This is a genomic window from Acinetobacter colistiniresistens (genome assembly GCF_000413935.1).
GTDB lineage: Bacteria > Pseudomonadota > Gammaproteobacteria > Pseudomonadales > Moraxellaceae > Acinetobacter > Acinetobacter colistiniresistens.
In genome coordinates this window covers 99313-117011 of sequence record NZ_KE340382.1, presented here as the reverse complement: position 1 = coordinate 117011, position 17699 = coordinate 99313, and the positions used below count along the sequence as shown (strand labels likewise).

Below are 17699 nucleotides of genomic sequence, written 5' to 3'. Positions count from 1 at the left end.
ACCTTATGGCCAGATATAGCAAAATCAATAGTTTCAATGCATTACAAACACTCAGCGTCGGTTCGACCTCATATCAAATCTTTAGCTTGGCGCGAGCGGCTCAAACACTCGGTAATATTGAACGATTACCGAAGTCTTTAAAGGTTTTGCTAGAAAATTTACTCCGTTTTGAAGACCAAAAAAGTGTAAAAGTAGAACATATTCAAGCACTGGTCGATTGGCAGAAAAGTAAACGTTCAGATCAAGAAATTCAATATCGACCGGCACGGGTACTGATGCAGGATTTTACAGGCGTTCCTGCAGTGGTGGATCTGGCGGCGATGCGTGCGGCAATGGCACAGGCAGGTGGTGATCCCAACCTGATTAACCCTTTATCTCCTGTGGATTTGGTGATTGACCACTCCGTGATGGTCGATCATTTTGCCGATGACAATGCCTTTGCTGAAAATGTTGAAATTGAAATGCAGCGCAATGGTGAGCGTTATCAATTCTTGCGTTGGGGACAATCTGCTTTTAATAATTTTAGTGTGGTGCCACCTGGTACCGGCATTTGCCACCAAGTCAATTTAGAATATTTGGCGCAAGCGGTTTGGTTGGGCGATGATGAAGGTCAGGTTTTTGCCTTTCCAGATACCTTGGTGGGGACAGATTCACATACCACTATGATCAATGGTCTTGGCGTATTGGGATGGGGTGTTGGAGGGATTGAGGCCGAGGCAGCAATGCTTGGGCAACCTGTATCGATGCTGATTCCAGAAGTGATCGGTTTTAAACTGACAGGAAAATTAAAGGAAGGCATTACCGCCACGGATTTGGTTTTAACCATTACCCAGATGCTGCGTCAAAAAGGCGTGGTGGGAAAATTTGTTGAGTTTTATGGCGATGGTCTGGCTGATTTACCTTTGGCCGATCGTGCCACCATTGCCAATATGGCTCCAGAATATGGTGCGACCTGTGGGTTCTTCCCGATTGATGAGGTGACGCTGGGTTATTTGGCATTGACGGGACGCAAACAAGACCGTATCGATTTGGTCGAAGCTTATAGTAAAGAGCAAGGCTTATGGCGTCATACCGGTGATGAGCCAATTTTTACCGATACGCTCAGCTTGGATATGAGTACGGTACAAGCCAGTCTGGCAGGACCAAAGCGTCCACAAGATCGGGTTTTGTTGGGCGATGTTCCGAAAACCTTTAATGCGTTGATGGAACTGAATCTTAAACCCGCCAAAGAAGCGAAGGAGCGCTTGGAAAATGAAGGTGGGGGCGGTGCACAAAAAGCCAATTTAGCGCATGAACAACCTTCTTGTACCATCGATGGAAAATCTTATCCCCTAAATGACGGCGATGTGGTGATTTCCGCGATTACCTCATGTACCAATACCTCGAATCCAAGTGTGATGTTGGCGGCGGGGCTGCTGGCCAAAAAAGCCATTGAAAAAGGCTTGCAACGTAAACCTTGGGTGAAAAGCTCACTGGCGCCAGGTTCCAAAGTGGTGACTGATTATCTGGCAGCAGCAGGTTTAACGCCGTACCTAGATGAGTTGGGTTATAACTTGGTCGGTTATGGTTGTACCACCTGTATTGGTAACTCTGGACCTTTACCTGAGCCGATTGAAGAAGCGATTCAGTGTCATGATCTGAATGTGGCTTCGGTACTTTCAGGCAACCGTAACTTTGAAGGGCGTGTTCATCCTTTAGTGAAAACCAACTGGTTGGCTTCACCACCGCTTGTGGTGGCCTATGGTCTGGCAGGGAATATTCGGACCGATTTAACCACCCAGCCGATCGGACAAGATCAAACAGGGCAAGATATCTATTTGAAAGACATTTGGCCAAGCCAGCTTGAAATTGATCAAGTCTTGCAGAAGGTCAATACCGACATGTTCCATAAGGAATATGCAGCGGTGTTTGATGGAGATGCAACTTGGCAGGCGATCCAGATTCCGCAAAGCCAGACTTATGCATGGCAAGACAACTCGACCTATATTCGTCACCCGCCGTTTTTTGAAGAGATTAATCAGCCACCGCAAGCGATTACCAATATCGAGCAGGCACGAATCTTGGCGGTATTGGGAGATTCGGTCACCACCGATCATATCTCTCCAGCAGGAAACATCAAGAAAGACAGTCCCGCTGGGCGCTATCTACAGCAGCAAGGGGTCGAACCCAAAGACTTCAACTCTTATGGTTCTCGACGCGGTAATCATGAAGTGATGATGCGAGGGACGTTTGCCAATATCCGCATCAAGAATGAAATGCTGGATGGTGAAGAGGGTGGCAATACCATCTTCATCCCAACAGGTGAAAAGCTGGCGATTTACGATGCATCCATGCTTTACCAGCAACAGCAAACGCCGTTGGTGATTATTGCGGGTAAGGAGTATGGTACGGGCTCGTCACGGGACTGGGCGGCAAAAGGCACCAATTTATTGGGCATCAAAGCCGTCATTGCCGAAAGTTTTGAACGGATTCATCGTTCGAATCTGGTTGGTATGGGGGTATTGCCCTTACAGTTTGTGGATGGTCAAACCCGTCAATCCTTAAATCTGACTGGGCGTGAAGTGCTTTCGATTCATGGGCTATCTGATGATATTCAGCCACATCAGACGCTGGATGTTCAGGTACTACGAGAAGATGGCAGTCAAGACCAGTTTAAAGTGTTATGTCGTATTGATACCTTGAATGAGGTGGAATACTTTAAAGCAGGTGGCATTTTGCATTATGTGCTACGCAATCTAATTGCTGCATAATTCTTAGAACACCTTCTCAATCAAAGATGAAAGCTGGTCTTTCATCTTTTTTTGTTTGAATTTCAAGCATTCAGCGTTAAGGTAATCAGGCTTGATTAAATTGGATAAAGGCTTTGAATCAATTACCTCGCTATGTTTATTATCTTTTGGCTGCACAGGCCTTTAATTTAATTGCAGCAGTTTTGTCAGTGACCGTGGCTGCAATTGTTGGATTAAAGTTAGCGCCTACTCAGGCACTCGCCACAGTCCCTTATGGTTTGCAGTTTTTAGCGATGTTACTGACCACCTTTATTTTTTCATTTTTGATGAAAAAGTTAGGTCGACATTTGGTCTTCCAGTTTGGTTGTGTCTGTCTGTTCTTGGCGGGTGTTCTCGGTTATCTGGCCTTACAGCAGCAACAGTTTTATCTATTATGTCTAAGCCATTTTTCTCTGGGTTTATTTATCTCAACTGTAAATTTTTATCGCTTTGCTGCTTCTGATCGTCTGGCTGTCGAGCTGATTCCCAAGGCCACAGCCATGGTGATTTCGGGCGGGGTGATTGCTGCGGTTATTGCACCGACGTTGGCGATTCAGTTTCAGCAGGTACAAGGATTACCTGATTTTACTGCGATCTATTTAATTTTCAGTATATTGGCTGTGTTGTTATCTCCAATTCTGTATATCTGGAATCAGAAATTTAAATTACAGCAAACGCAGCAAGTTAAGACTGAGCCTGTACAGCGCGCTAAATTACCCGTCAATCTGATTATGGCTGCGGTGATCAGTGGGGCATTTGCATACTATGTGATGAATGTAATGATGATTATGTCTTCCTTACACCTAAAGGAACATCATTCGTTTCACTATGCTTCGATCTCGATTCAGTTACATGTCTTAGCGATGTTTCTCCCGTCATTCTTCGTATCTAAACTGATTCAGCGCTGGGGAGCACATAACACCATTTATATTGGTTTTGTTCTCTTGATGCTGTCTTCTTTGATTCCAATGCTGGGACAAGCGGGGGTGTATATTAATGTAGCTTTGATTGTTCTGGGGATAGGCTGGAACTTTGCTTATTCAGGCGCATCTACTTTACTGGCAGGATTAAACGAACAACAAAAGCATCGCGTACAAGGAATCAATGAAACCCTGATTGCTTTATTTGCAACCTTGGGTGCTTTTTTGCCGGCACCGATTTTGACAAAGGTTGGCTGGACGAATGCCAATCTGCTAGCTTTATTGCTGAGTGCGGTTATTTTTATCGCATTGATTGTTTTAAGCCGCCATCATCGATTCATAGGCAAAATCTCATCTTCTTAACCTAAAACATATTAAACACGTTAAAATAGCACTTTGATTGAAAGATATAGATCGCCGCTGTTATGACTGATGTGCCTGTAGATGATGAATATGACCGCCGTTTTGCTGGTGTTGCCAAAATTTATGGAGACAATGCCTTTTCGCATTATGAACGCAGTCATGTCATGGTCATTGGCATTGGCGGTGTGGGCAGTTGGGCGGTTGAAGCACTGGCACGCACAGGCATTGGTGAGTTGACTTTAGTCGATATGGATGTGGTCGCTGCTTCCAATATCAACCGTCAACTTCCAGCCATGAGCTCGACGCTAGGACAAGAAAAAATTGAAGTGATGGCGGAGCGTTGCCGCCAGATCAATCCAAGAATGAAAGTGAATGTGATTGATGATTATCTGACGCCAGAGAATGTCAAAGAGATTTTAAATCCTGTTCCAAGCATTGTTTTAGATTGTATTGATGACGTCAAAGCCAAGCTTGCTTTGATGCTGCATTGCCGCTTTAACAAGATTCCATTGATTGTGTCAGGGGGAGCAGGGGGCAAACTCGATCCGTTGAAGATTCGGGTTGCAGATTTATCCAAGACCGAACAAGACCCAATGTTGGCAAAGTTAAGAACACAGCTGCGTTCTAAAGGGATTTGCAAAAAGCCCAAAGAGAAGTTTGGTATTACGTGTGTTTATTCGATCGACAATCCATTTTCCAGTGTAGAGGTGTGTCCGAGTGCTGGATTGCGTTGCGGTGGTTATGGCTCGGCAGTCGTGGTGACTTCAAGCTTTGCTATGGTCGCGGTGGCCGAAGTCTTAAAGAAACTGGATAAAATCAGGGCTTAAATTGCCATGTCATGTATTAGGCTTGCGGATATTGCGGCGCTAAGCGGTAATAGGTATAAGTCACATTTGGGTCTTTATAGACGTCATAACTGGTTTGTTTAAAATCTGAAACCCATTGTGAACCTGTAAAGCCTGCGATATGTCCATAGCGATGTTTTTTAGTGCGATGGATAATATAAATGTCACCTGGCTGAGGGTTATTAAATTCAGGTGTAATTTGTTGATAGCCAATCTGCTGTAGGGTACGACCCCAGTCAGATGCCGCAACAGGGTGCTGATCAATATTGGCGCCCGCAGATTGCAAGGCAATTCTAACGAATTTAGCGCATTGTGATGAGCTGCGATAAGAAGCACGTTTCGCCAGTTTTTGAGAGAATTTATTCACATCAATTGCTGGCACTAATGCAGGCTTCGGCATTTCTCGATAAGGAATAACCACCTGTTGCGTGGGTGGGTGAATCATACTGTGATCGACTGAAGGTACATCATAAATCATTGTGAATCTCTACCGCATTTTCAAAACAACTGAACGTGTGCCAGAATTTGTTACGGCGCTCATAGTAAGCGATAAATCTTAAAAAAGCTCAAATGTAACGTAATAATATAACAATTGGACTATTGGATCGTTCACTTAGCTAAAAACACCAGTTAAGAATCTTTTTCATTATCAGTAATTTGTTGGCTGATTAGTTTCAATAAAATGATTTGTAAGATTATATTTCATTTTTGCTTAAAAATTAGGCAATTTGATGTGGTTGATCAAATTTGGCTTGCTGGTGGTTTTGTTTCAAGCCAATGTTTATTATAGAAATATTTAAAAGGTGACTTGAAATCATCCATCCAGAAAAGTTTTCTGATTTCGATCAGATCGTGCAACTCATTCAGCCATCTACCAAAGATTCTGCTTTGAATACAAGCATCTTTAAAATATTCAATTCAATATTGCGATGCTTGAGTGTGAACACTTCAATATAAATCACCTCATTTTGAATAAAAAACAGAACCATTGAGTCGTAGTGTTTTTTACATCAAATCTAAAAATATCGCCTTTGGCGAACATGTGTATTGAAGCACTTGCTTTGGTCGCATTCCTGAACGTATAGTGATGCGCCGCGTAGTGTTGAAGCTGCAATGAATTGTAAATATTGAGTTTGAGGGAAATCGTATATGAAAAAGACATTGCTGACTTCCTTTGTTTTTGCCAGTATCAGTTTGGGATGTTCACAGTCGAATGAGGCAAAAAATCAAAGTAATGCACAAGCACCAGATGTACACTCCAATAAGCAACAATCAGTCAATCATCCTGAGCTCAAGGCATGGGTCGGGCATTATTCGGGTGTAGTTCCATGTGCGACATGCGTGACGAGTTGTGATGGCTGTTTGGGTACAGGAATTGATCTTAAAATTAATGCAGATCAAACCTTTGTATTGGAACAAAGCAATAATAATGAGAATAGCCCAGCTAAAATTTATGCAGGACGATTTCAGTTTCTGGATAATGACCAGTTAAAGATTCAGCTACAAGGTGTCCCTGCTCGGAATATGATTATGTTAGGTGATGAACTAACTGAAATTATTGATACAAAAACGCAGATGCCTTTTGCTTCTTATGAAGAGTTTCAGTTAGATAAAAAAGCTTAAATCAACTTGGGTTGTTTCTGAAAGATAGAATTGTGAAATCATGCTTGAGCATAACGGTTAGGCGAGTTGTTAAGCTCAAGGGATGAGAAGTTCGGATTTATAGTAAGTTCAACGCTGATGCAACATAGCGGCTTGCGCTATGTCCCAATGCAAAAACGTTATGCTTAGCGTATCAGCTTAGTGTTGATGCTCTTTTAAATAATCTTCGGTGCGTTGCATTGCAGCCTGAATATTCTGAATGGCATGTTCAATATCGGCGATGGTTTTAGCATTGCCACCGCTGAGGGCCTGACGCCATTTACGTGCGCCCGGCAGATTTTGGAATAAGCCCAAAATATGACGGGTAATAATCGACAAAGGTGCGCCTTCGGCCACACGCTGCTGAATATAAGGCATCATTTGCTGCATGATCTCAAAACGATCAGGTGCTTGCAGATTCCAGAGCTGCCCCATCTCCGCCAATAAATACGGGTTATGGTAGGCCTCGCGACCAATCATTACCCCATCGACATGCTGTAAATGTTGCTGTGTTTCTTCAAAGGTTTTAATACCGCCGTTAATCTCAATAGTAAGATGCGGACGTTCTTGTTTAAGACGATAGACATCTTCATAGCGTAAAGGTGGAACTTCACGGTTCTCTTTTGGAGATAGGCCCTGCAAGATGGCAATACGTGCATGCACAATAAAGTGAGTACAGCCTGTTGCAGCAACCGTATCGACAAAATGCAGCATCTCTTCATATGAGTGCATGTCATCAATCCCGATGCGGTGTTTCACTGTGACAGGAATCGACACTGCTTTTTGCATGCTGTGAATACATTCAGCCACCAGATTGGGTTCGGCCATCAAGCAGGCACCAATCTTATTGTTCTGAACGCGGTCACTTGGGCAACCGACATTTAAATTGACTTCGTTATAACCCCAGTCTTCCGCCATTTTGGTACAGGTCGCTAGTTCTTGTGGATTTGAGCCACCGAGTTGCAACACAATTGGCTGTTCTTGCTGATTGAAGTCAAGATGACGGTTTGCTCCGCCATAAATAATCGCACCTGTGGTCACCATTTCGGTATAGAGCACTACATTGGGATTAAATAGACGGGCAAAGAAGCGATAGTCCTTGGTGGTCCAATCCATCATGGGTGCAACACTGATGCGAGGTTCTTTAGTGTTATTAATGGTTTTTTCAGTAATCATATTAAAAACATACCTTTACAGTGTTGCTGATTTTAATCTATTTCGATTTTTTACGCCTCATTTCGCACTATTATTTTTGATATTTACGCCAAATTACGCCATTATAGCCCTAAGAAAACATTAAGGCGTAAATTATGGGTACAATTTCACAGCGTAAATTAGCCGATGGAACCATACGCTTTCGAGCTGAAATTAGAATAAGCCGTAAAGGGTTTGCAAATTTCAAGGAAAGTAAGACGTTTAGTTCTATGCGATTAGCTCAAAAGTGGCTTGCAATGCGTGAAGAGGAAATCGAAGAAAATCCAGATATTTTGTTAGGCAGATCGGATGTGACGAATATCACTTTAGCTAATGCCATAGACAAATATCTTGATGAAGTTGGCAATGAATATGGTCGTACAAAAACCTATTGTCTTCGCCTCATCCAGAAATTTCCAATAGCGCAATATATTATCACAAAAATTAAGCCAGCCGATATTTCAGAACATGTCGCTTTACGTAAGGCTGGTTATGCCAAGTTGGATTTAAAGCCAATAGCGACTAGTACGTTACAACATGAGTTACTGCATATTCGCGGTGTATTATCTCACGCTCATGCGATGTGGGATGTAAATGTTGATTTGGCGGGCTTTGATAAAGCAACGGCACAATTACGCAAGACTCGACAAATATCTTCAAGTGGTAAGCGTGATCGCTTGCCTACAACGGCAGAGTTAAAAAAACTGACAGAATACTTTTATCGAAAATGGCAAAAGCCTGTTTACAGCTATCCCATGCATTTGATTATGTGGTTTGCAATATTTTCGTGTCGTCGTGAGTCAGAAATTACTGAAATGCTATTGGCTGATTACGACGAGGATAATGAAGTGTGGAAAGTACGGGATTTAAAAAATCCGAATGGTTCTAAGGGGAATCATAAAGAATTTAATGTCTTAGAACCTTGCCGAAAAATGATTGAACTTTTACAAGTGAAGAGTACGCGAAAACGTATGTTGAATCGAGGATATGATAAGGATTTGCTTATTCCTCTAAGTCCTAAAACAATTGGTGGGGAATTTAGAAATGCTTGTAAAATCTTAGGAATCGAAGATTTACGTTTTCATGATTTAAGGCATGAGGGTTGTACCCGTCTTGCTGAACAAGGTTTTACAATTCCTCAAATTCAGCAAGTGAGTCTACATGATTCATGGGGGAGTCTGGAAAGATATGTATCAGTGAAAAAAAGGAAAAAGACAATAGAGCTAGATGAAGTGTTACCCCTCATTGGTGAAGAGTAACATGATCTTGAACAGCATATTTATACTGTTGGTCTAGGACATTGGCTAAATCTTTTACATGAACAAAGTATGGAGCTTTTTGGCTTTTATCTAGTCGGAAGCAAGAAAATGGGAAATCCTGATTTCTTGCTTTTTCTAACATTTTTAATTTGCTGAGATGAGGGTAATAATCCTTGACTACGTCATCTAGTTTTACTGTCGTACTGCGATAGCGCATAAATAAGTAGTCGGATGTGGAAAGTTGTAGAGCACTATTCATGAATTGATTCCTATTATTTAGGCTGATGTGCTCACTGTAAATTTAATGGAATTTAAAAAATAGAGCGGTACTCTTATCTAAAAATATAGTAGTATTATGCTATCTAATTATCTGTAATTTAATAACTTGTGAATAATAAAAAATTATCAAACGTAGAGCTGCTTGAACAGGATATATGGTTAAACTTTTGCTACTACTATAAGTGTGAGTTGGATGATGAATCAACTGCAACGGAGAATCAATCATGCATAGATAAAAAAGAAAAAATCATAAAAAGAATGCAGCAGAATGATTTTTCAGTAAATGAGGAGAGAATTTCTTTTGCTGAAATGATGGGGGCTGATTTGAATATTCCCTTCAAACCATCTCAGCTCGCTGAACTTTTAATACAGATTAGTCAGTTAAGAGCTGATGTGGACATCTTACCTGCCAAAATATTTAAAAGACAATATTCAAATATTTTAATCGCCTATGTGCAAGTTTTAGGTAGATTAGAAATTATCCAGAATGAAATACTTGCTAGAAGTGCAAAAGCAACGCTTGCAGTCAAAGCTCGTTACGACAAGCATTTATACCCAAGACGTGAAATTATATATCGTATTTTACGGGAACAAGTGGCACGTCGTGGTAAATGGGATAACCTGAATCAAGCTGTTAATTTTGTGCTTGTTGATCTGGTCAAAGCTTTTGAGGAATACGATATTCAGTGGGTTAAGTCTGAACTCGTGCTTAAGCAAGAAATGCTCGATAAACTAGAGTGGCGTAAGCTGTCAATGAAGCAAGATCTTGCCGAGCTAGAAGGTATACCTAGAAAAATAACTACTGCTTCAGCAGCTAAAAAAATAGAAAAATTACAGATGGAGCTAAAAAATTTGAATCAGGTACTCAAGGCAAAATATCCATCTAAAGAAATGGAAAAATTTGGGTATAAAATGCCTTACAGTGGTGGATACATTGCTGAAACCATTATTCATGAGTTAAGGAATCAACCTGAAATATTGAAGGAAATATTGAATTCAATTTAAGCTTATTTGTTGGTGAATGGTTTTATTGGGTTTGTAAGGTACTTTGGCACAGCTCTCTGTTTGTTATCAGTTTTTTCCTCTATGCCATCATGAATGATTTCCCCTTGTTTAGTAAATCCTGAAGGTCGTGGATAAATAAGTGGGTAATCGTTTTCGGAAATAGGCGCAAGAGTTGTATGAAGGGGATTTGTGGTTTCTGATTTGAGTTCCTGTGTCGCTTTTATGCGGAGAAGGTTGTTATTAAAATCAGATTGTAAATTTGATTTTATTATCCTGCGAGAGTTCTCCTTTTCTTCGTCACTTTGAGAAGCATAAATTTGGTCAAGGTCATCTTCATTCGGAAATTGGTTTTCTAGGACTTCCAATTTTTGCTGGGTTGAAACCCATTGGCTGAATAAGTAATCCTGAATTTTCTGATTGAGTGCATGTGCTGTCTCAAGCTCTAATTTGTGCTTACTATTTAGATATGCTTCAAAATCTCGCAGTTTTTGAATTTGTTCTTGTAATTTATTAATTTGAATTTGTTGCTTTAATTTGTCTTCATCAAAACTATTAATGACATGTTCAAGTGTCCCTGAAGCACTGCTATGTTCAAGCTTTTTTTTGATTTGTTCAAGCTTGGATGTTGAGCTTTTACTTATTCTTGCCTGAATACGGCTTTTGTGCTGTTTAGAGGTTTGGTGCTTGTGCTCCCTAAATTTTTTACGAATGGTTTCATAGAAATCTTTAGATGCGGCGACAAATTCTTTTGTTGAAAGTATGGCTTGTTCTTGATCATAACCGAATAGGATTTGGGGTTGGGATATAGACACTGTAAATTGTTTTGGGATTAATTTGCTCCATGCATCTTTATTTTTTTGGATGAAATCTTCCTTAGCTTTACTGTCTTTCTTCATCCAATTTTCAAAATGTTCGTATGGTCTTGTCATGATGAGCATTTCTTATGAAATTAATAACAGGAATAATGTTAACTTATTAGCAAGTTAATGTTAACTATAATGTTAAATTAATATTTACTAAATTTTAATAGTTGCGTATTTGAGTTTTATCATCCATATTTGTGAAATTACAAGTGGGTAGTGTTCGATAGATTCATGGAAGATAGATTTTTACTTTTTTTACTTGCTCATGAATTTTCTCCTATTACTTTGAGCCCAACAGCACGATGGTTGTTACTCCAAATAATTCAAATGTATGGAGGGCAAGAATTTTGTTTAACATCTGCAATGAGTGCAAAGAAGTTTGTATTTCATGATAAAAAATTGCAGACAACGCTGAATGAGTTACAAGAGCATCAAATAATTGTTAGAGGAATTGGTGAAAAATCTTGCAAAGAATTTGTAAGAATAGATATTAAAATGTTTGGTCTTTGGGGGAGTGTAAAAACGATAGGTGATTTTGAGAAAGAGCGATGGTTCTCTAAGATGATGAATCATGAACTTCCGCTGAAGGCTCTTTTTTTTCACCTTGTCGATACCAAATTAAATGACTTTTATGTACATCACTTGCAACATACTAAACCGATATTATTTGGAAAAATAGATTTCAAAACGGCATTGGTATTAATGGTTTTGGTTAGACATAGTAATCAATTTGGAATTACCAATAAATGCGGAATTCATAAATTAAAGCATAAAACAGGACTGTCTAAAGATGCGATCTTTCGGTGTATCAAAACGCTAGAAATTCATGGTGTGATTAGAATACGAGTTGATGGTGTGCTTTCCAGTAAAATTATAAGAGTGTCTAATCCATTTTATATGCTGAATTTATCACATGAAATCTGGCAGGAAAAAGCAACTTATGGACGGTATTTCATAATTCAATATCCAGAACCACACTCCTTTGAGGTGCAGCAGGTTGGAGGTTTATTGCAATTTTTAGAGAGCAAAAAAGCTACATTAACAAGGATTTTAACGATTAACGATGCTTATCAGGTTTCTGTAAACCTTTTCACAAGGATGCCAGACTTGATCGCTCCTACAAAGGGATTGACGATTGAGATGGTTAAGGAGGATTCTTCAATACCTGAACATGAACGGTTTGAATATCGATTTATAATACATCTGTTGTCACTTTTTCTTGAGATGCCAAATGATCATGATAGCAGTCAATGGCTTAGAGATTTAATTGAGTTTTTCCCACAAAAAAATTCAAAGACACATTTGAATGGGGTAATTTCTTTATTAGGATTTCTTCAGTGCCATTTAGAACAATGGTGTGCCCAGATTTACAATGATCTGTCTAGAGCTCAGGCATTATCTAGAGGTGGAGATTCTGTAGATTTACATGATTTGAAAAAAATGGCAGGTCGATTGCAATTAAATACTTTGTTGAAATTTGCTGAAGATGATCCATTTGAAACATCTGATCGTATTGCTCGGAGTAACAGTAATCTTTTATCAATGTTAGGTCTGATGATGACCTTGATCGCGAAGAATCAGCTTTATCCATTTTTAACGTATTTAGGCTTAAACGAACAATTCAGTCAATTTTGTATTGTTCCTCGTCATGCGAATCAAAAACAGTATGCTTGTATTTTTATGCCATTTCCAAGGCAAACATCAAATCAATTCACTAGAATTATCTTGGATGAAAACAGTACGTTACTATCTGAGCAAGAACTTTTGCAGGATGAACGGCATAATCATTTTTTTAGTGAATCCATTCAACCGAGCCTTAAAGAGCTACAGGATTTTGGCTTACTTCCTGAGAGCTGCCTTACTGTTGATCGCTTTAATATTTCTAAGAAGAAAACCAAGGTTATGGCGTAACTTTAGCCTAAGTCATTTTCGATATATCTTTGGATACATCGATGGTTAGCATCATATGGTTCAATGATCTTACGAGGCAATAGCTTAAGGTACTTAACAGGTATCTTATATAATTAACTATTAAGTGATATATATTAATAATATAAACAATAGCTTATCTGGTAAGTGAGTGTGGTGACTTACTTAGTACAGTATAGCCCATACTTAAATGGGCTATAGACAATGTATCAATATCACAATGCTAAAAACATTGTGAATTATCCCTATAGTATGTTCCAAAGTCTTTAAGCATATTCAGTTGAGCAGGATGACCACAACATCCTGCTTTAGAATCAAGATCAGTAAAAAAATATATTCCTCACTTACATATGAACCTTATGTTTCAGTGAGAACCTAAATGTACCAAAATGTTCAATTTCAAAATAATCCATATGATCAGCTTTACCATGAGGCAGAAGTATTGGCAGCAGTAGACCATTTCATTCAAGAGGTATGCTTGGGTAGCTATGATCTATATCATCAAAACCTGATGATAGACCTACAAAAATTAGTTCAGTCATTTAAGCCAATCTATAACGCTAATTTTTTCTATTGCAATACAGTGCTGATATTTATTGAGGTGGTGAACATCGTTGATCATACACTCAGCCTAATGCCACAGGCAGACTATGATTGTATAGTCTGCTTTGATGAGATGACCATCTGGCATATTTTGACTTACATCCAGTCATTATCAGGCTGTGTAAAACAGCAACTGATCGATTTTCAACAACGTGAATTAAAGAATCAGCAAAGCCTATTCGACTATACATCCTCATTGATCAATCATTATGCAAGACTATTAGTTGTACGTGTGGATTTATCCATTCTTCAGGAATATCAAGCCTTATACAACATTCAGGCATTTAACAAAGCATTAGACACTTTGCTTCGTCGAATCGCAGATCAGGATACTTGCTTTAATGCTTTGCAGGGTTATGCATGGGCATTAGAGCATGGTGTTAGCAAAGGCTATCACTGCCATCTTCTGCTTATGTACGATGGGAATGTACATCGAAGTGGTTTTGAAATGGGGCAGTGGGTAGGTGAGTGTTGGGAGCAGATTACACATGGCTGTGGTTATATTTTTAACTGTAACCATCCTGACTATATGGATACATATAAAGCGATGGGAACATTAGGCATTGGCATGATTCATCGTGATGTTGAGCATGAAGTTTTTAACTTTCTTAATTATGCTGCCCCTTATCTAGTGAATTGTGAAAAAGAGCAGCAGCATCCGAGAGGAAAAGATAAGTCAAACATGCGCAGTTTCGGTAAAGGTGTGATCGATTCGAAAAACCGAAGAGGTTTATAAATATTGATTTTTCACTAGAGAACATGACTGATAGTCATGTTCTCTATGTTGTGCAATCTGATATCAAAATGACAAAAATCTGTAACCATTATAGTTTCAAGTAACTGATTACAACGGTACTTGAGTAAATAGAAAACTGTGGAACTACTATAGCTTAAAATTCTTTAGAGTCAGTTTGTGATTTTATATAAGTGATTCTTTCTTTCGCAGGCTTTTCAAGTAACTCTACATGTATTGAATATTGGAACAAGTTTTTTGCAGGTAGCCTGATTTTCTCAAAAAATGGAACTTGATCTTGCTTTATCCGAAACTCTTTCAGACCATTGTTAATCTCATTGAGATAATTGCGGTACTGACTAAACAAGCCTAAATATTGGCGATGGCTATTTTCAATCAAAACTTGAGAAAACTCCTTTTGATTTAGTCGATGCGAAAGAATAAATTCTAGATGCATTCCAATGGGTAGTATTTCCATCATTTGTTGGATAAATTGCATAATTAGCTCAACATGTTGTTGTGAACTAATTTTTTGAGTTTGTACTAAACTTAGTAGGTTTCCAATAAAGGAGATTAAATGATTTTTAAGCTGTATAGAGGATGACAAAGTATTATTAGCTAACTGATTAACATCTGTAAGTGGGGTTCTTTTGTCTAGTAGTAATTTAAAAGTCTGTAGTGAAGCTAAATACTCGCTCGCTTTGTCTGTATAAAATAAAATGTTTTGTTCTATGATATCCTGAGAAACCTTTAAGACGCACTGTTTTACAGCCTCAATTTTTTTACTTAAAATTTGAGTTTGGATAACCATTGCTACCATTAACGTCGCAGTAGAAATAGCTTGAGCTGCAACAATTGTGGTTTGTAATGTTGATTGCAAAGAGCCTAATCCTTGAACAAAAGTTTCAACACCTACAGAACTGACTTCTTTTAAAGGAATATGTTGAATAATGCCTACATGTTCGAGCCCCTTTTTCCAGTAGGCAACACCATCTCTAAAAATCACCTGGTCATTTGCTATAGCTACTAAAAGCTCTTTTGAGAATTTTTCGATGTCGTAACTAAATACTTTATCTAACATACTGATACCTTAGAACTCATTGTAGTTATTTTTATTTTCTTCATGCTTAATCCTCATCATCGCAACAATACAAGCAGCAGGTATCGTAACGCGATAAGCTGGAGCTGTAATATCTTTTGCAGTTAAAGGTAATGTTGCGGCTGCAACGAATGGATTTACCTTAATAAAATTTTTAGCCATATTTAATCCAGCTAAAAGTCCACCAGCTGTACCTGAAGCGGTTCCACCTCCAAGACTATTTTTAATCGTTTTAAGAGGGCTTTCTTTAATTGAGGTTAGTCCTAAGTATCCTTTTTCTTTCAATTTTTTATTGATGAAGTCCAGCTCATTAAGTTGAGTGATTCGACCAAAAAGGGTTCTTAGTACTTTTTCTTCAAGAAGACTGATATCAGAAGTATCTTTATGGAAATCTACACCTGTTTTTTTTGCAACATCTTCTAGTAGTTCACGATATACAACCCCTTTTCCTCTGACAAGGTTGACTACTGTATCTCCGCCAAATAGTTGAATTTCAGCAGCAATTGCTTTCCAGCTATTTTTATATAAATCGTCTTCAGTTGAGTACATGCTCATGTTTTTAACAAGTGTGCTTTTAAGCCCCCCTGTCCATTGTTCTGTACCTTCACTATCAGCGATTAAAGTGTTTGATAATAACTTAAGATCTTGAAAATCAGAATATTGTAGAAATGCTAGATCAGGATCTTCGCGAAATTTTGCTTCTGTTGCCATATGAAGTGTTCTCTTTATTACAAAATTTAAGTAAAGCTATTAGGATGCGCGGTAATACCCCCATTTTAATTGAATTAATGAGTAGAAAAACCAACCCTCTTATCATTGTTTAAAATTAGGTGGGCTAGCATTAACTGACATGTGAGGTCGCTCATGATTATAAAAGTGCAGACATGCAGTTGTATAGTCTTGAGCCTCGCTTAAATCTATGAATAAATATTGATTCAAACACTCATAACGTACTGTACGATTAAAACGTTCAACATATGCGTTCTGCTGTGGATTACCAGATTGCGTGAATACATGTTCGATACTGTGCTTTTCACACTACTTTTCCATGAGATCATTAATGTATTCTGGGCCATTGTCGGATCTGATTTGCTTGGGCTTTCCTCGCCATGCAATGAGTTGGTCGAGCCCTCTTAGTACCTGTTCAGCAGGTAATGAGAAGTCAATCAATATATCCAATGACTCACGGTTATAATCATCAATGACCTTATGAATAAGATAACCAAGGGAGCTATTTCAACTGTAATCGAAAAGAGAACAAAGAAAAGTTTGCGGTTAATGATTTGCTTGGTATAGGAATGATCCATAGAGATCAACCAAAACAACGTGAGAATGCTTTTCGTGCAGGTATATAGTTTGTGAATCCTAAAAAAGTAGACCAACGTTTAGTGCCAAGACATCTCTGAATATGAAAACATTTGGAATTAGCCAGTTTGATGTAAATTGGCGAAGAGGCATATAAAGAATAGGTCATTTTGAGAATAGAGAACACTGTTAATACCATGTTCTCTATTTTATATATTCCTAACATCAAAAAGACAAACTCACGTTACCTTGGTCGGTTGTCAATTCAGCCTCAAGGACTTGATCACCACGGCATTTCAATAAGTACGATACCGTTGAACTATAATTCATTTGTACAGGCATCTTGCTATGGAAATCTGCGGTGTAATAACCACAACGACCACGATTAATACTCATACCTTGTAAAACAAAAGGTTGATCGTTGGTCGACTGGATTTCTAGAATATATTCAATCGCCCCTTGTACATTAAATGCAGATTGTGACTCACGACTGGTAATTTGAGCACGAACAGATAATGCAGGCTGTTCCATTTCCATGGGAATATGATTGCTATATTCAGCGTTGTTTGGATCAAGATCAGACTCCATCATGGATTTGAGCGCTTCAGGATATTTCTCCCAACTCTCAAGAAATGACTGAGCTTGTTTGACCGCAGCAGGCAAATACTCGGTATCATTTTCTACAATCTGAGTTAAAGCTTGTACTTTGGCTTCAACCTCTTCCTTACTATATGGAGCATATTTAGATTGCTCCTTTTGTGTAGCAGTATTAGATGAGCTGTGTTTAGCTTGATCTGTAGCACTTTGTTGAGCTGGCTGATTGTTTTGGCCACAAGCGAGCAGTAAAGTTGAAAGTGCTACTGTGGAAAGTATTTTTTTCATGATTGCACTCC

The 17699-nt window shown here is 38.9% G+C and carries 15 protein-coding genes and 2 pseudogenes; 9 read left to right on the top strand and 8 right to left on the bottom strand.

Annotation, left to right across the window (positions count from 1 at the left end; all coding sequences use genetic code 11):
• The first annotated feature begins 5 nt into the window (after positions 1-5).
• The 3 genes from acnA to F907_RS03070 all read left to right on the top strand — a co-directional run bounded on the left by acnA (position 6) and on the right by F907_RS03070 (position 4878).
• Complete coding sequence (gene acnA / locus F907_RS03060) at positions 6-2750, top strand: aconitate hydratase AcnA (protein WP_016653066.1); 2745 nt, start codon at positions 6-8, stop codon at positions 2748-2750.
• A gap of 113 nt (positions 2751-2863) precedes the next feature.
• Positions 2864-4051 carry an MFS transporter gene (locus tag F907_RS03065; protein WP_016653065.1) on the top strand — a complete coding sequence of 396 codons (1188 nt, stop codon included), beginning with the start codon at positions 2864-2866 and terminating at the stop codon, positions 4049-4051.
• A gap of 62 nt (positions 4052-4113) precedes the next feature.
• Positions 4114-4878 carry a tRNA threonylcarbamoyladenosine dehydratase gene (locus F907_RS03070; RefSeq protein ID WP_016653064.1) on the top strand — a complete coding sequence of 255 codons (765 nt, stop codon included), beginning with the start codon at positions 4114-4116 and terminating at the stop codon, positions 4876-4878.
• Positions 4879-4894: 16 nt separating this feature from the next.
• Here F907_RS03070 and F907_RS03075 read toward each other — a convergent pair whose 3' ends face one another.
• A complete protein-coding gene (locus F907_RS03075; protein ID WP_005277147.1) occupies positions 4895-5374 on the bottom strand; it encodes a CHAP domain-containing protein in 480 nt (159 codons plus the stop codon).
• A gap of 671 nt (positions 5375-6045) precedes the next feature.
• Here F907_RS03075 and F907_RS03080 point away from each other — a divergent pair.
• Entirely contained in the window at positions 6046-6519 is a 474-nt protein-coding gene (locus tag F907_RS03080; protein ID WP_016653063.1) for a copper resistance protein NlpE N-terminal domain-containing protein, read from the top strand.
• Between the two features lie 177 nt (positions 6520-6696).
• Here F907_RS03080 and dusA read toward each other — a convergent pair whose 3' ends face one another.
• A complete protein-coding gene (gene dusA / locus F907_RS03085; protein ID WP_016653062.1) occupies positions 6697-7713 on the bottom strand; it encodes a tRNA dihydrouridine(20/20a) synthase DusA in 1017 nt (338 codons plus the stop codon).
• A 134-nt stretch (positions 7714-7847) separates the two neighbouring features.
• On the opposite strand from dusA, the gene F907_RS03090 reads away from it, so the two are divergent.
• Positions 7848-8990: a site-specific integrase gene (locus F907_RS03090; protein ID WP_016653061.1), complete on the top strand. Its 1143-nt coding sequence runs from the start codon at positions 7848-7850 to the stop codon at positions 8988-8990.
• Here the strand turns inward: F907_RS03090 and F907_RS03095 are convergent.
• Complete coding sequence (locus F907_RS03095) at positions 8974-9249, bottom strand: pyocin activator PrtN family protein (protein WP_005277137.1); 276 nt, start codon at positions 9247-9249, stop codon at positions 8974-8976. The two genes, F907_RS03090 and F907_RS03095, sit on opposite strands and share 17 nt — an antisense overlap.
• Before the next feature lie 128 nt (positions 9250-9377).
• Between F907_RS03095 and F907_RS03100 the strand changes: the two genes are divergently transcribed.
• Positions 9378-10274 (top strand): hypothetical protein, encoded by an 897-nt coding sequence (locus F907_RS03100; protein ID WP_032862376.1) that lies wholly within the window; start codon positions 9378-9380, stop codon positions 10272-10274.
• Positions 10275-10276: 2 nt separating this feature from the next.
• Here the strand turns inward: F907_RS03100 and F907_RS03105 are convergent, their stop codons facing one another.
• Positions 10277-11203, bottom strand: a complete 927-nt coding sequence (locus tag F907_RS03105; RefSeq protein WP_016653059.1) for a hypothetical protein — start codon at positions 11201-11203, stop codon at positions 10277-10279.
• A gap of 165 nt (positions 11204-11368) precedes the next feature.
• Between F907_RS03105 and F907_RS03110 the strand changes: the two genes are divergently transcribed.
• Positions 11369-13048 (top strand): hypothetical protein, encoded by a 1680-nt coding sequence (locus tag F907_RS03110; RefSeq protein ID WP_016653058.1) that lies wholly within the window; start codon positions 11369-11371, stop codon positions 13046-13048.
• A 397-nt stretch (positions 13049-13445) separates the two neighbouring features.
• The gene (locus F907_RS03115; protein WP_016653057.1) at positions 13446-14405 is read left to right on the top strand and encodes a YagK/YfjJ domain-containing protein; all 960 of its coding nucleotides are present in this window, start codon (positions 13446-13448) and stop codon (positions 14403-14405) included.
• Between the two features lie 154 nt (positions 14406-14559).
• On the opposite strand, the gene F907_RS03120 is transcribed toward F907_RS03115, so the two are convergent.
• The 3 genes and pseudogenes from F907_RS03120 to F907_RS18635 all read right to left on the bottom strand — a co-directional run.
• Positions 14560-15483 carry a hypothetical protein gene (locus tag F907_RS03120; protein ID WP_016164779.1) on the bottom strand — a complete coding sequence of 308 codons (924 nt, stop codon included), beginning with the start codon at positions 15481-15483 and terminating at the stop codon, positions 14560-14562.
• Positions 15484-15492: 9 nt separating this feature from the next.
• Positions 15493-16212 (bottom strand): YaaW family protein, encoded by a 720-nt coding sequence (locus F907_RS03125; protein WP_005146790.1) that lies wholly within the window; start codon positions 16210-16212, stop codon positions 15493-15495.
• Positions 16213-16314: 102 nt separating this feature from the next.
• A pseudogene (locus F907_RS18635) lies at positions 16315-16722 on the bottom strand (integrase core domain-containing protein); the annotation flags it as partial.
• Here F907_RS18635 and F907_RS19310 point away from each other — a divergent pair.
• Positions 16719-16963: pseudogene (locus tag F907_RS19310) on the top strand (YagK/YfjJ domain-containing protein); the annotation flags it as partial. The pseudogenes F907_RS18635 and F907_RS19310 overlap by 4 nt on opposite strands.
• Positions 16964-17031: 68 nt before the next feature.
• Here the strand turns inward: F907_RS19310 and F907_RS03130 are convergent.
• Complete coding sequence (locus F907_RS03130; RefSeq protein ID WP_005146787.1) at positions 17032-17688, bottom strand: hypothetical protein; 657 nt, start codon at positions 17686-17688, stop codon at positions 17032-17034.
• Positions 17689-17699 lie beyond the last annotated feature (11 nt).